Annotated in this window: 15 protein-coding genes; 10 read left to right on the forward strand and 5 right to left on the reverse strand. The window is 73.7% G+C overall.

What is annotated here, in order from left to right:
* Positions 1 to 1224: a cytochrome P450 gene (locus tag D0D15_RS00290; protein WP_094002860.1), complete on the reverse strand. Its 1224-nt coding sequence runs from the start codon at positions 1222 to 1224 to the stop codon at positions 1 to 3.
* 139 nt (positions 1225 to 1363) lie between these two features.
* Between D0D15_RS00290 and D0D15_RS00295 the strand changes: the two genes are divergently transcribed.
* Positions 1364 to 2293, forward strand: a complete 930-nt coding sequence (locus D0D15_RS00295) for an AraC family transcriptional regulator (protein WP_094002784.1) — start codon at positions 1364 to 1366, stop codon at positions 2291 to 2293.
* Positions 2294 to 2396: 103 nt separating this feature from the next.
* Here the strand turns inward: D0D15_RS00295 and D0D15_RS00300 are convergent, their stop codons facing one another.
* Together D0D15_RS00300 and D0D15_RS00305 are read right to left on the reverse strand one after the other, a co-directional pair.
* The gene (locus tag D0D15_RS00300) at positions 2397 to 3005 is read right to left on the reverse strand and encodes a class I SAM-dependent methyltransferase (RefSeq protein ID WP_094002783.1); all 609 of its coding nucleotides are present in this window, start codon (positions 3003 to 3005) and stop codon (positions 2397 to 2399) included.
* Between the two features lie 292 nt (positions 3006 to 3297).
* Positions 3298 to 4215 carry a LysR family transcriptional regulator gene (locus D0D15_RS00305; RefSeq protein ID WP_094002782.1) on the reverse strand — a complete coding sequence of 306 codons (918 nt, stop codon included), beginning with the start codon at positions 4213 to 4215 and terminating at the stop codon, positions 3298 to 3300.
* A 71-nt stretch (positions 4216 to 4286) separates the two neighbouring features.
* Between D0D15_RS00305 and D0D15_RS00310 the strand changes: the two genes are divergently transcribed.
* Entirely contained in the window at positions 4287 to 5135 is an 849-nt protein-coding gene (locus tag D0D15_RS00310; RefSeq protein ID WP_094002781.1) for an SDR family NAD(P)-dependent oxidoreductase, read from the forward strand.
* Here the strand turns inward: D0D15_RS00310 and D0D15_RS00315 are convergent.
* Positions 5107 to 5478 carry a DUF4267 domain-containing protein gene (locus D0D15_RS00315; protein ID WP_094002859.1) on the reverse strand — a complete coding sequence of 124 codons (372 nt, stop codon included), beginning with the start codon at positions 5476 to 5478 and terminating at the stop codon, positions 5107 to 5109. The two genes, D0D15_RS00310 and D0D15_RS00315, sit on opposite strands and share 29 nt — an antisense overlap.
* Before the next feature lie 324 nt (positions 5479 to 5802).
* Entirely contained in the window at positions 5803 to 7875 is a 2073-nt protein-coding gene (locus tag D0D15_RS00320) for an N-acetylmuramoyl-L-alanine amidase (protein WP_233156990.1), read from the reverse strand.
* Positions 7876 to 8228: 353 nt separating this feature from the next.
* Between D0D15_RS00320 and D0D15_RS00325 the strand changes: the two genes are divergently transcribed.
* From D0D15_RS00325 to D0D15_RS00360, 8 genes are all read left to right on the forward strand, one after another.
* Positions 8229 to 8528: a DUF1540 domain-containing protein gene (locus D0D15_RS00325; RefSeq protein WP_094002779.1), complete on the forward strand. Its 300-nt coding sequence runs from the start codon at positions 8229 to 8231 to the stop codon at positions 8526 to 8528.
* Between the two features lie 145 nt (positions 8529 to 8673).
* Positions 8674 to 9054 (forward strand): YciI family protein, encoded by a 381-nt coding sequence (locus D0D15_RS00330; protein WP_094002778.1) that lies wholly within the window; start codon positions 8674 to 8676, stop codon positions 9052 to 9054.
* Positions 9055 to 9091: 37 nt separating this feature from the next.
* Positions 9092 to 10267: an RNA polymerase sigma factor gene (locus D0D15_RS00335; RefSeq protein WP_233157001.1), complete on the forward strand. Its 1176-nt coding sequence runs from the start codon at positions 9092 to 9094 to the stop codon at positions 10265 to 10267.
* Positions 10268 to 10466: 199 nt separating this feature from the next.
* Positions 10467 to 10925: a DUF4383 domain-containing protein gene (locus D0D15_RS00340; protein WP_094002776.1), complete on the forward strand. Its 459-nt coding sequence runs from the start codon at positions 10467 to 10469 to the stop codon at positions 10923 to 10925.
* 25 nt (positions 10926 to 10950) lie between these two features.
* The gene (locus tag D0D15_RS00345) at positions 10951 to 11934 is read left to right on the forward strand and encodes a pirin family protein (RefSeq protein ID WP_094002775.1); all 984 of its coding nucleotides are present in this window, start codon (positions 10951 to 10953) and stop codon (positions 11932 to 11934) included.
* Positions 11935 to 11999: 65 nt separating this feature from the next.
* Positions 12000 to 12359, forward strand: a complete 360-nt coding sequence (locus D0D15_RS00350) for an MmcQ/YjbR family DNA-binding protein (RefSeq protein ID WP_115944131.1) — start codon at positions 12000 to 12002, stop codon at positions 12357 to 12359.
* A 26-nt stretch (positions 12360 to 12385) separates the two neighbouring features.
* Positions 12386 to 12718, forward strand: a complete 333-nt coding sequence (locus D0D15_RS00355; RefSeq protein ID WP_094002773.1) for an ArsR/SmtB family transcription factor — start codon at positions 12386 to 12388, stop codon at positions 12716 to 12718.
* 69 nt (positions 12719 to 12787) lie between these two features.
* On the forward strand, positions 12788 to 13636 hold the full coding sequence (locus D0D15_RS00360) for a TIGR03620 family F420-dependent LLM class oxidoreductase (protein WP_094002772.1): 849 nt from the start codon (positions 12788 to 12790) through the stop codon (positions 13634 to 13636).
* The last annotated feature ends 7 nt before the right edge of the window (positions 13637 to 13643 follow it).

Raw genomic sequence — 13643 nt, forward strand, 5'->3', positions numbered from 1 at the left:
TCAGACCTCCCAGGTGACGTGCAGCGAGGTCGGGCCGCGGAAGCCCCAGCCCCAGAACTCCACGCCCTCGCGGGTGTCGCGCTCCAGGTTCGGGATGGCCTCGAACAGCTCCTCCAGCGCGATGCGCATGACGTGGTTGGCGAAGTAGATGCCCGCGCACGCGTGGTTGCCGGCGCCGAAGGCCAGGTGCGGCAGCGGCGGGCGGTGCAGGTCGTACCGCGAAGGGGCCTCGTACTTGCCGGTGTCGTGGTTGGCCGAGCCGTAGGACAGCATCACCGGCGTCCCGGCGGGCAGGTCGACCCCGGCGACGGTCACCGGTTTGGTGGAGATGCGGGCGGTGGCCGACCAGATCGGCGAGGTCCACCGCAGCCCCTCCGAGATCGCCCGCGGGATCAGCGCCGGGTCGTCGACGACCTCTTCCAGCTGCTCGGGCCTGCTGAACAGACCGACCAAAGTGGACGCCATGCCGTGGCCGGGTTCCTGCATCGCGCCGAGCAGGTAGACGTAGATCGTGGGGTAGATGTACTCGCGGTCGCGGGTCTGGCCGGGCGGCATGCCGTCGTGCAGCCAGTGCGAGATGGCGCTGTCGTCGGGGTGCTCGATCCACCGGTCGATCAGCGGGTCGACCACGGCGCGGATCTCGGCCTTGGCCTGGTCGCCCTCGGCGAAGCCCTCGGGGTTGGCGAACTCGCCGTTCTCGTCGACGGCGGCGTTGGTGAACGAGCGGCTCAGCTTGGCGAACCACTCGCGCAGCTTGTCGGAGTCCACGTCCTGCAGGCCGAGCAGGTCGCCGAGCGAGCGGACGCTGACCGGCTCGCAGTACTGCGCGACCAGTTCGGCGTGCCCGTCGTTTTCGAACCGCTCGAGGTAGCGGCGCGCGATGGGCCGCACCAGGTCGTCGATCCAGCGGTCCACCTCGGCGGGCTGCAGGGCGGGCTCGACCATGGAGCGCAGGTCGGCGTGGATGTCGCCGTTGACGCCGATGATCGCCGGGTGCCCGAAGGTGCGGCCGCCGGCCGGGGTGATGACGGCCTCGAAGTCCGGGCTGGTGGCGACCTCGCGGCAGACCTCGGCGGTCGAGGCGACGTAGGAGCCCAGCACGGGCACGAAGGCGAGCGGAGCTTCCGCCCGCAGCCGCTCGTACACCTCGTACGGGTTGCGCTCGAGCTGCGTCATGGTGACCTCGTCGAGCCAGGCGAGGTCGGGCCGTTCGGTCGTCGTCATCGCGGTGTCCTCCCACATCGTCGTCCGGGATGACACGGGAGGCTAGGCAGCGCTGACCCGCGCGGCGACACGCTTCGCGCGGTGACGGCACGGATCGCGCGGCCGGTTCGTGACGTGCGTCTCTGGTAGCCTCCTGCGCATGCCCGCACGGCGTAGTGCGCCGCCCCGGGACTGGCACCAGGCCTCCCGGAAGGTGGCGGAGGCTTATTTCCCGCACGAGCTGCGGCCGCTCGGCGGTGGCCGCGACCCGCGCCTGACGCTGCGCACGCTGGACCTGGGCCCGGTGCTGGTGGGCCATGTCGGGTGGGGCGCCGACGTGCGGATCGGGTGTGAGTACCCGGGCGCGTACGAGGTCAACATGCCGCTGACCGGGCACCTGGAAAGCCGTGGCAGGCACGGGCCGGTGGTGTCGGTGGCCGGGCAGGCGACGGTGTTCCGCGCCGACACGCCGTCGCTGATCAGCCACTGGGACGCGACCTGCACGGTGCTGGGCGTGAAGTTCGACAGCGCGTGGCTGGACCGCGAGGCCGAGCGGGTGCTGGGCGGTGACCGGGTGACGCTGCGTGGTGAGCTGCCCGACCAGCTCGAACTGGGCGCCGGGCAGGGCCGCGCGTGGCGTCAGCTGGTGGGCGGCCTGGCGGCGAACCTGCACGAGCCCGGGATGCTCGGGGAGGTGGTGCGGGAGCAGCTGGCGGGTGCGCTGGCGGCGAGTTTCCTGCTGGCCGGGTGCCCCGAGGCGGGCGCGGGCCCGGTGCCGCGCCCGCGGGCGATCAACCGCGTGCTGGACCGGCTGCGCGACGACCCGGGACGAGCCTGGACGGCGGGCGACATGGCGGAGGTGGCGGGCACCAGCGTCCGGCGGCTGCAGGAGGGGTTCCGGCAGTGGGTGGGCTGCAGCCCGACCGAGTACCTGCTGGGAATCCGCCTGCAACGCGCCGACGCGGACCTGGCTTCGTCGGGGTGCACGGTCAGCGAGGTGGCGGCCCGCTGGGGCTTCTCGAGCGCCAGCCGTTTCGCGGCCGCCTACCGGCGGCGGTACGGGGTGCCTCCGGCGCAGGCGCGCCGCTGAGCGGCTTCTGCGGTGCCGGGCCGTTCGGCCGGCCGAGCACGCCACCTGACTCCCCCACTACCGGCGCGTCCCCGGTGCCGGGTGGTCACGCGCCCCGGAGCGGTTACCCCTTCGCGGTGGCCAGGACCAGGTAGCGGTCCGCGCCGTCGTCGATGGTGTCGAGGCGCCAGCCGGCCGCGGTGAGGGCGGCGCGGATGTTCGGCTCGGCGCGCAGGTCCTCCGGGGTCAGCTCCCGGCCCTGCCGCCGCGCGAGTGCCGCGCGCCCGACCGGATGGAACAACGCCAGCCGCCCACCGGGCCGGCAGACCCGGGCCAGCTCCCGCAACCCGGCCACCGGATCGGCCAGGTGCGACACGAGCCCCGCGGCGAACACCGCGTCCAGCACCCCGGACCGCAACGGAAGGTGCACCGCGTCCCCGAGCACCAGCGCCGCAAGGCGATGGCGCCCGCGCACGGTGGCCTCGGCGAGCATCTCGGGCGTCACATCGACCCCGATGACCGTCCCTTCCGGACCGACTGCGTCCCGCAACTCCGGCAGCGCGCGCCCCGTGCCGCAAGCGATGTCGGCCACCACTCCACCCACCGGCGGCCCCAGCTCGGCGACGGCACGCCGGTAGCGCGGCCCGTCGTCGGGGAACTTCAGCTCCCAGGCCGCCGCCCGCGGCCCGAAGAAGGCCCGCGTCGCAGCGAGATCGGTGGATGGCACGCTCATGGGAGCAGCCTAGGCGTTCCGCCCCCAACCAGGCACACGCAGCGACCACCGCACCGCGGACACCACTCGCACCGAGCCGGGAAAGTGGCGGCCGCCCACCACTGCAGCGGACCTCACGACAGGCCCGCACCTCCGCCACCGGCCCAGCACCACGCACAGCCAGCACAACGGCCGCAACCACCCACACCGGCGAGCGGCCGGCTCACGACAGCCCACGCACCCCCACTCCGCTCCCCACCGGCCGGCACCGCGCAACGCCAGCGGCAACCGGCCTCACGCCAGCCCGCCCACCTCACGACAGCGCCGGCGCCTCCACTGCCGCCAGGCGCAGCGCCTCCGCCACCCGCGCCACCGCCTGGGGCAGTGCGCCGGGCAGCCGCGCGAGCATCAGCCGCCGTTGTTCGGACGGGCCGCCGTGCACCGGGAGGATCCGCACGCCCGCCGGCGCCACCGCGGCGAGCGACGCGGGCGCCGTCGTGATGCCGCAGCCCGCGGCGACCAGGTTCAGCTTCGCCAGCCAGTCGCGCGCCGTGTGGGCGATCTCGGGCCGCTCGTCGAGGCCCGGCCGCACCCCCATCACCTTGTCGCCGCCCGCGCCCGCGATCCACCGCTGGCCGTGCAGATCCGCGATGTCCACGAAGTCGCCGCGCGCCAGCGGATGCGTGGCGGGCACGGCGACGCACAGTCCGCGTTCGGCGAGCGTCCGCAGTTCCAGCGCCGGCGTTTCGCTGTCCGGCGGCCGGAACGGCGGCGCGGCCGCGATCAGCGCCAGGTCCAGCGTTCCGGCACGCAACGCGCGTACCAGCGCCGGGGTACTACCCTCGCGGGTCACCACGGTGATCGCCGGGTGGGTCTCGCGCAACGCGACCAGCGCCTGCGGCACCAGTCCGGCCCCGGCGCTGGCGAACCAGCCGAACCGCACCGTGCTGTGCTCGTCGGGCAGGCCGGCCAGCTCCCGCGCGGTGGCGTCGATCTGGTCGACGACGCTCGCCGCGCGGCGCACCACCACCCGGCCGGCGGGAGTCAGCCGCACGCCGTCGTGCCGCCGTTCCAGCAGCGGCGCCCCGGCGGCGCGTTCGAGCGACGCGATCTGCCGGGACACCGCGGACTGCGTGTAGCCCAGCGCGGCCGCGGCGGCGGTCAGCGTGCCCCGCTCGGCCACCTCCCGGAAAACCCGCAGCGCGGTGAGGGAGGCATCGGTGAAGGCCATGATGAACAGGAATACCCCAGGTGCGGAACTTTCGCTACCCGGATGGCTCCGGGGTTCCTAACGTCGGAGGCATGAACAGAGTCGCAGTTGTCACCGGCGCCACCCAGGGTCTCGGCCTCGCACTGGTCGAAGGTCTCGCGCAGCGTCTGTCCACAGGGGACACCGTGTACCTGACCGGGCGTGACCACGAGCGGATCCAGCAGGCGGTGGAGGCGATGCCCGCCGGTGGTGCCCACGTCCGCGGCGAGGTCTTCGACGTGGGCGACCCGGAAGCCGCCGCCCGGTTCGCCGATCTGGTCCGGGAGCGGCACGGTGGCGTCGACATCGTCTTCGGCAACGCCGTCATGCGCGTCGGCCCGGACGACGACCCGCGCGCGATCATCGACACCTACACCGAGGTCAACAACTTCGGCACCACGCGGCTGTTGCGGGCGTTCGCGCCGCTGGTGCGCGACGACGGCAGCCTCATCGTGGTGGCCAGCTCGCTGGGCACGCTGAAGCAGCTCGCGCCGGTGCTGCACCACCACTTCGACGGCCTGACCGCGCTCGACGAGGTGGACGAGCAGGTCGCCGCGTGGCGGGACGCGGTCAAGGACGGCAGCGCCCGCTCCGGCGCCTGGCCGGGTTTCGTGAACATCCCGTCCAAGATCGCCCAGGTCGCGGCCGTGCGCGCCCTCGCCTCGCAGCGCCGGGACGGCGACCTGACGCGCGGGATCCTGCTGGCGGCGGTGTGCCCGGGGATGATCAACACCCCGACCTCCGCGCTGTGGTGGGACGTCAGCGACGCGCCGACGCCCGCCACGGCCGCGATTGCCCTGCTGGACCTCGTGCTCGAGCCCGGGAAGCCCGAGCACTACGGCGAGCTGGTGCGGTTCGGGCAGGTCGTGCCGTTCACACCAGGAACAGCAGCACGGCGCTGAGCAGGATGACGACGGCGGTCGCGAAGTGGACGCCGAACGCGACCGCCTTGGGCCCGCCATTGCGCAGCACGACGACCGTGTCACCGAACGGGAGCAGCGCGACGACCAGCATGAACCAGGCCTCGGCGTGCGGTCCGGCGAAGGCCAGCAGGGCCAGGCCGACGAGGCCGTAGCCGCCGTCGCGCAGCCCCTTGATCGTCAGGTAGGCCGGGTCGCCGCCGGTCCGGGCGGGGACGCCGTAGCCGGCCGCGGCGGCGCGGGGCGTGAACAGGAACCGCGCGCCGATGAACACGAGCAGCAGGTTGAGCAGGATGGCGAGCCCGTAGGCGACCGGGGTGAGCATCTTCATCTCCTTGCTAGCGTTGCTAGGTACGTGATCGACACTAGCGTGTTGGTGACAGAAGCGCTAGCACTGCTAGATAGGTGGGAGATGTGATCCGTTCGGCGCCCCGGGCGCGGAGCGGGAGCGGTTGAATCGGGCGGCCGGATGAGCCGCTGCGGCCGCGGACCGGAGCGGCCGAGTCGCGTGCGGACGCAGGGGCGAGCAGCTTGATGGGCTCGGACGGCGCGGGTAAGAGCCGCCGCGAGGCAGCGGCGGCTCTTACCGATCAGCGACCGGCGCAGGCCAAGCGACCGCCCCACTGACCGCCAGAGCCCATCCCCCGGCTCAGTACCGGTACGCCACCGCCTTGCCGGTGGCGAACGAGAAGACGATGTAGCCGCCCTGGAAGTCGTTCCGGCGGCCGCCCGCCACGGCGTACTCGTCGCTCGTCGGGTAGCCCAGCCAGGACTTCTCCCAGCCCAGCGACGCCCAGTGGGAGCGGATCGCGCCGTAGATGGCGTGCGCGCCCGTGCCCGGCGACCAGTACACCGACCCGCCGCCGCTGCCGTTGAAGTGGTTGTACCGTCCCACCCCGTCCGGCGTCACCAGCTCGTTCGTCGTCGGGTAGCCGAGCGGGCCCGCCTCCCAGCCCAGCGCGCTCCACCGCGCCCGGATCGCGCCGTAGATCGCCCGCGCGCCGGTGCCCGGCGTCCAGTAGATCGACCCGCCGCCGCTGCCGGTGAAGTGGTTGTACCGGCCCACCCCGTCCGGCGTGCCCCGCTCGTCGGTCGCCGGGTAGGCCAGCGGGCCCGCCTCCCAGCCCAGCGCCGACCAGGTGTCGCGGATCGCGCCCTGGATCGCCTGCGCGCCGGTGCCCGAGGTCCAGTAGATCGACGCGTTCCCGGTGAAGTGGTTGTACCGCCCCACCCCGTCCGGCGTGACCCTCTGATCGGTGCGCGGGTACCCGAGCCCGGTCTCCCAGCCGCGCGCGGCCCACTTGTCGCGGATCGGCCCGTGGATGCCGCGCGCGCCGGTGTCCGGGGTGAAGTAGATCGAGGCGTTCTCGCTGAAGTGGTTGTAGCGGCCCACCCCGTCGGGCGTGCCCCGCTCGTCCGTCGTCGGGTACCCGAACAGCGACTGCCCGCCCAGCGCGGTGAACGTGCCGTGGATGGCGCCGTGCACCCAGTAGGCGCCCAGGTCGGACCGCCACGCGATGGTCGACCCGCCACCGCCGAACGTCGTCGCCCGGCCACCGCCCGGCCAGTCCGTCTCGACCGCGTACACCGGGCCCGCCGCGGCCGTCCCGACCGCCACCCACTTCTGGTGCACCGCGCCGGACCGCCAGTCGCCGGCCAGTTCGGTGGCGCGCGTGCGCAGGGCAGGCAGCTGCGCGTAGCCGGAGTTGCCGGGGCACTCGGTGGCGCCCACGTCCCGGTGCCCGAACACGGTCGGCAGCGTCACCTCGGTGCCCGCCGGGTACTTCGACGTGCCGCCGCCCCGGCTGACCAGCGTGGTCGAACCGGACGGGTCGGTGTAGCCGTTGCCGAGCTTCCACGCGGTCATCCGCGCCACCGCGTCCAGCGTCGCCTCGCTCGGCGCGACCGTGCTGTGCGTGCCGAGCATCGCGATGCCGAACGTGGACGTGTTGAACCCGCCCGCGTGCGCGCCGATCGTGGGCAGGTTCAGCCCGCCCGCGCGGCCCTCGAACACGGTGCCGCACTTGTCGACCAGGGCGTTGTAGCCGATGTCGCCCCAGCCGTTGGTGACCGCGTGGTAGTAGTAGATGCCCCGCACCAGCGACGCCGACTCCTCGCAGGTGTAGTCGTTGCTGTTGTCGGTGTGGTGCAGCGTCACGGCCTTGACGGTGGGCGCGTACTCCGGCGTCCAGGTCATCAGCGATTCGTCGGCGCCCCACTGCGCCCGCGTCACCACGGCCGGCATCGACGGCACCCCCGACGCCTGCGCCACCGTCGCATCCGCCGGGGAGGTCCCGGGATCGACCAGCACGGCGGACAGCTCGCCGGTCACCGGCACGCCGCCGCGTTCGGCGCGCACCTGCAGCCGGTCGGCCGGGCCGGTCCAGATCGGCTCGGTCGTGGACGGCGCCGCCACCCCGTCGCGGCCCGAGTCCTGCCGGTCCACGGCGCGCCAGTCGCTCCACGCGCCGCGCTGCGACCGCCACCGCACCGACACCTTCTCCGGCGCCGCGCCCCGCCAGCTCAGCCCGGCCAGCGAAAACCCTTCCCGCGCCGCGACCTCCCGCGCGCCCGGCGCCACCTCGGGCGCGTTCGCGAGCGCCACGGTGGACGCCTTCGGCTCGACCGGCCCCGCCCCGGGCTGCGCCGCGGCGGGCGCGGACACCACGACCGCGACGGCCGCGACGACGGACAACAACGAACCCCAGTGACGCGGGCGCACGCGAACTCCTCGGTGAAGCCGACACAAACGCGAGGAGCCTACGCGACGAACCGGATCATGAGGACGAAAAATTCGAGAATTTTTCACACGGGAACCGGGTGATCATGGTTGGGAATTATCCCGCCACCAGGCGATCGTCTACAGTGGACACCAGTGGTACGGACAATCACCCGAAGGGGCGGGAATCATTTCCGGGGGCGCCCTCCCGCAATTCTCGTCCGTGCTCCCACCAGCGCAAACCGCACCTTCAAGGATAGGCTCACCTAATTCCCGCCGAATTGCCGCGCACGCCCGGCGGTGGCATTGTCCGGGGTACCGGACGATGTCCCACCACCCTGTCGTGAGGAGCGGTTATGACCAGCACCGAGATGCCCGCTGTGGCCGAGTGCACCGTCACCGGGTGCTCGTACAACCACGACGGATGCCACGCCTTCGCCATCACCGTCATGGGCGAGAACGGCTCGGCGGACTGCGGCACCTTCGTGCCGCTGAACACCAAGGGCGGCCTGGACCGGGTCGTCGCGCAGGTCGGCGCCTGCTCGCGCACCGACTGCACGTACAACTCCTCGCTCGAGTGCACCGCCTCGGGCGTCCGGGTCGGGCCGGGTACCGGCGGTCACGCCGCCAACTGCCTCACCTACACCCCGCGCTGAGCGCCCGGGACGACGAGGGCACGGCCGCCGCGCGCGGCCGTGCCCTCGTGCTTTTCCCGCGCGTCCGGGCGAGAATCTCCCGGCGGGCTGTCGAGTCAGGGGCATCCCGTTCGTCATCTTCGGATGAGGACGACGGGGAGGACGGATGCGCTACCTGCTGATGATCTACAACTGCGAGCGGCCGCAACCGCCGGATCCGGGCTTCGCCGAAGCCCTGGCCCGGGTGACGGCGTTCGCCGACGAGCTGCGGCGGCGTGGCGTGCTGGTCGCCGGCGACCCGGTGCAGGACGTGCACACCGCGACGACGGTGGCCGTGCGCGAGGGGCGGACGCTGATCACCGACGGGCCGTTCGTGGAGACGCACGAGCACCTGGGCGGCTACTACGTGCTGGACTGCCGGGACCTCGACGAGGCGCTGGAGCTGGCCGCGCTGTGCCCGTTCGCCGAGAGCGGCACCATCGAGGTCCGGCCGCTGGCGCACGTGCCCGGTGTCGGCCACAGCCCCGCGCCCTCCGGTGCCGGCTGAGGCGGTCGGGCGCGTCTACCGCGAGCACCGCGCACGGATGCTGGCCGCGCTGGTCCGGGTGCTCGGCGATTTCGAGCTGGCCGAGGACGCGCTGCAGGACGCGTGCGCGCTGGCGTTGCGCGCGTGGCGGGAGACGGTGCCCGGCGATCCGGTCGCGTGGCTGCTCACCACCGCCCGGAACCGGGCCATCGACCGGCTGCGGCGGGAGCGGGCGGGCCGGGAGAAGGAGGAGCGGGCCGGCGCCGGGTGGCCCGCGATGAGCGAGCCCGGCGCGGAACGCCTGCTCGCCATCGGTGACGAGCGGCTGAGCCTGATCTTCACCTGCTGCCACCCGGCACTGGCGCCCGAGGCCCGCGTCGCGCTCACGCTGCAGGCCGTGGCCGGGCTGACCGCGGCGGAGATCGCGCGCGTGTTCCTGGTGCCGGAGGCGACGCTGGCGCAGCGGCTGGTGCGGGCCAAGCGCAAGATCCGCGACGCCGGGATCAGCTTCGCCGTGCCGGCCGACCACCTGCTGCCGGAGCGGCTGTCCGGGGTGCTGGCGGTGGTGTACCTGATCTTCACGCAGGGCTACACGGCCGCGCCCGCGGAGGCGGGCACGCTGCGCGCCGAGGCGATCCGCCTCGCCAAGCTGATCGCCGCCCTCATGCCGGACGAGCCGGAAGCACTCGGGCTGGTCGCGCTGCTCCTGCTGCACGACTCGCGGGCCGCCGCGCGGCACTCCCCCACCGGCGAGGTGGTCCTGCTGGCCGACCAGGACCGCGGCCGCTGGGACCGGGCCGCGATCGCGGAGGCCGTCGGGGTGCTGGACCGCGCGCTGCGACACGGCACGCCCGGCCCGTACCAGCTGCAGGCGGCGATCGCGGCGCTGCACGCGCAGGCGCGCTCGGCCGGCGAGACCGACTGGCCGCGGATCGCCGCGCTCTACGCCGAACTGCTGCGGGTCGCGCCGTCGCCGGTGGTGGCGCTCAACCACGCGGTCGCCGTCGCGATGACCGACGGGCCCGCGGCCGGGCTGGCGCTGCTGGAGCGGATCGACGGCCTGGACCGCTACCACCTGTTCCACGCCGCCCGCGCGGACCTGCTGCGCCGGCTCGGCCGCGCCACCGAGGCCGCCACGGCCTACCGGCGGGCGCACGACCTGGCCGCGAACCCCGCCGACCGCCGCTTCCTGGCCGCCCGCCTGACCGCCCTCGGCGAGCCGGAGTCCACCTGAGACCGTCCATTCTCGGCCACCGGCCGGGGCTGCCCGGACATCGGCGGCGCCTGCCGTGCCGGCCGGATCCGCGCCGTCCCGGACCGGAGCCGCGGCCGCGCTGAGCACGGTCACCAGCGGCCCGCGTGCGCTCGCCGACGGTTAGGCCGCCGGCGGCCGGGAAGCCACCCCGGTGAACCGACTTCCGGGAGGCAGGACCATGTCGCACACCCCCACCGCCGCGGGCACCGCCCGCACCGTCACCCAGATCCTCGCCGCGGTCGTCGCCGTGGTGTTCCTGCTGGTCGGCATCGCCGGGTTCATCCCGGGGCTCACCACGAACTACGACCAGCTCACCTTCGCCGGCCACCACTCGGGCGCGATGCTGCTCGGCGTGTTCGCCGTGTCGGTGCTGCACAACCTGGTGCACCTGCTGTTCGGCGTCGCCGGGCTGGTGCTGGCCCGCACCGCGCGCGGCGCCCGCGCCTTCCTCATCGGCGGCGGGCTCGTCTACCTCGTGCTGTGGCTCTACGGCCTGCTCATCGACCACGGCTCGGCGGCCAACTTCGTGCCGGTCAACGACGCCGACAACTGGCTGCACCTGGGCCTGGGCGTCGGGATGATCGTGCTCGGCCTGTTCCCGCTCTCGGCGGGCCGTCCCCGCGCCGACACGCGCTGAACCGCGCGGGTGGCACGATGAGGCCATGAGCAATGTCGAGGCGGACCCCGCCGAGCTGGTGTGCGGGGACCGGCCCGCCGCGGCGCGCACCGTGACCGTCCTGACGCCGCGCGATGTCCCGCTGGGCGGGCCACGCGCGATGCGGGTCCGCCGGACACTGCCGCAGCGGCAGCGGTCGCTGATCGGCGCGTGGTGCTTCGCCGACCACTACGGCCCGGAGGACGTCGCCGCGGGCGGCGGCATGGACGTCGCGCCACACCCGCACACCGGGTTGCAGACCGCGAGCTGGCTGTTCAGCGGCCAGATCGAGCATCGCGACAGCCTCGGCACGCACGCGCTGGTCCGGCCCGGCGAGCTGAACCTGATGACCGGCGGGCACGGCATCGCGCACTCGGAGGTGTCCACACCGGACACCACGACGCTGCACGGTGTCCAGCTGTGGATCGCGCTGCCGGACGAGCACCGGCACACCGCGCGGGACTTCCACCACCACGCGCCGCCGGTGGCCGAGCTGCCCGGCGCGGCCGTGCGGGTCTTCCTGGGCAGCCTCGCCGGCAGCACCTCGCCGGTCCCGTCATTCACTCCCCTGCTCGGCGCCGAACTCACGCTCGGCCCCGGCGCGCGCGTCGTGCTGGACGTCGACCCGGCCTTCGAGCACGGCGTGCTGCAGGACCTCGGCGGGGTCACCGTCGCGGGCAGGAAGCTGAGCAACGGCGACCTCGCCTGCCTCGCGCCCGGCGCGGGTGAGCTGGAGCTGGTCAACGACGGCAGCGGCCCGGCGCGGGTCCTCCTGCTCGGCGGCGCCCCGTTCGCCGAGGAGATCGTGATGTGGTGGAACTTCGTGGGCCGCAGCCACGAGGAGATCGCCGCCTACCGGGCGGCCTGGCAGGCGGGGTCGGAGCAGTTCGGCCGGGTCGAGGGCTACCGGGGAGCGGTGTCCCGGCTGCCGGCGCCGGAGCTGCCGCACGCGCGCATCAAGGCGCGCCGCAACCCGCCTGCACCGGGGTAGTTCCGGCCCGCGGATGGACGGCACACTGGTGACGGGGCGGCTCGCGACCGGGTGCGGAGGTGCGGATGGCGGTGCTCGACGATGTTCGCGCGCTGGGCTCGGAGCTCGAGCGCTCGTATCCGGTGTACGTGCGCGGCCGGTTGAAGTTCCGGGTCCGGCAGATCGTCTACGTCACGTTCTCCCCCGACGAAACGGTGATGGAGTTCGCGTTCCCCAAGGAGGAGCGCGCCGCGCTCGTCGCCGGCGAGCCGCACAAGTTCCGGCTGCCGTCGGCGCCGGACATGCGGTTCAACTGGGTTCGCGCCGAGCTCGCCGCGCTGGACCCGGCCCGGGCCCGCGAGCTCGTCGTGGACGCGTGGCGGATGGTGGTCCCCCGGAAGCTCTCCCGCGCCTACGACCTCGCCCATCCCGGCGGCCCGGGATGACGGTCGCGCCGGATAACCTGGACGCCATGACGGAAGCCGCGGTCACCCCGGACCCCGACGTCGTCCGCGCGCTGCGGGCGCTGTCCAATCCGGTGCGCCTGCAGCTGCTGTCCTGGCTGCGCGAACCCGAGCGGCACTTCCCGATGGACCAGGCGATCGCCGATCCGGCCGAGGTCGGGGTGTGCGTGAGCCACATCCAGGCCAAGGCGGGGCTCGCCCAGTCCACGGTGTCGGCGTACCTGGCCGAGCTGCAGCGCGCCGGCCTCGTGCGCGCCACCCGCGTCGGCAAGTGGACCCACTACAAGCGCGACGAGCAACGCATCGCCGAGCTGGTCGCGGTGCTCGGCCAGACCCTCTGACGCCCCCCGCTCCCCTGGACGGGAGGCCCACGCACGCGCTCATATCGAGAATCTGCGATACTTCGATACATGGATGACCTGGGCACGTTCGGGATCTACACGTTCGACTTCGAGCACCAGCCGGCGGCACTGATGCGGGAGTCGGTCCGGGAACTGGAGGAGCAGGGCTGGCGCGCCTTCTGGTTCCCCGAGATCGGCGGACGCGAGGCGTTCACGCAGGCCGCCGTCCTCCTCGCGGCCACCGAGCGGCTGCGCGTCGTCAACGGCATCGCGCAGATCTGGTCGCACCCGGCGGCCTCGGCACACGGCGCGGCCGCCCTGCTGGCCGACGCCTACCCCGGCCGGCACGTCCTCGGCCTCGGCTTCGGCGGCACGCCCCACCCGGGCGTGAAACCGCTGGCCGCCCTGCGCACCTACCTCGACGAGCTGGACGCGCGGGAGTCCGCGGCTCCGATCCGCCGCATCCTGGCCGCCTACGGGCCGAAGATGCTCGAACTCGCGCGGGACCGGGCCGCGGGCGCGCAGACCTACCACGTCAACGTCGAGCACACCGCCCAGGCACGCGGGATCCTCGGCCCGGACGCGTTCCTCGCCGTCGAGCACGCGGTGCTGTTCGAGACCGACCCGGCGAAGGCCCGGGCGGTCGCGCGGGAGCACCTGCACACCTACCTGACCACGCCGTACAACGTCGCCAAGTTCCGGCGGCTGGGCTACACCGAGGACGACCTCGCCGGTGGCGGCAGCGACCGGATCGTCGACGACCTGGTGTTCTGGGGCGACACCGCGACCATCGCCGAGAAGCTTCGCCGGCACGTGGCGGCGGGCGCGGATCACGTCGCCGTGCAGGTCATCGGCATCCCGCCGGGCTCGACCGCGCGGCCGCGCTGGCGCGAACTCGGCGAGGCGCTCCTGCCCTGACCGGTTT

It is taken from the genome of Amycolatopsis thermalba (assembly GCF_003385215.1).
GTDB classification, from domain to species: domain Bacteria; phylum Actinomycetota; class Actinomycetes; order Mycobacteriales; family Pseudonocardiaceae; genus Amycolatopsis_E; species Amycolatopsis_E thermalba.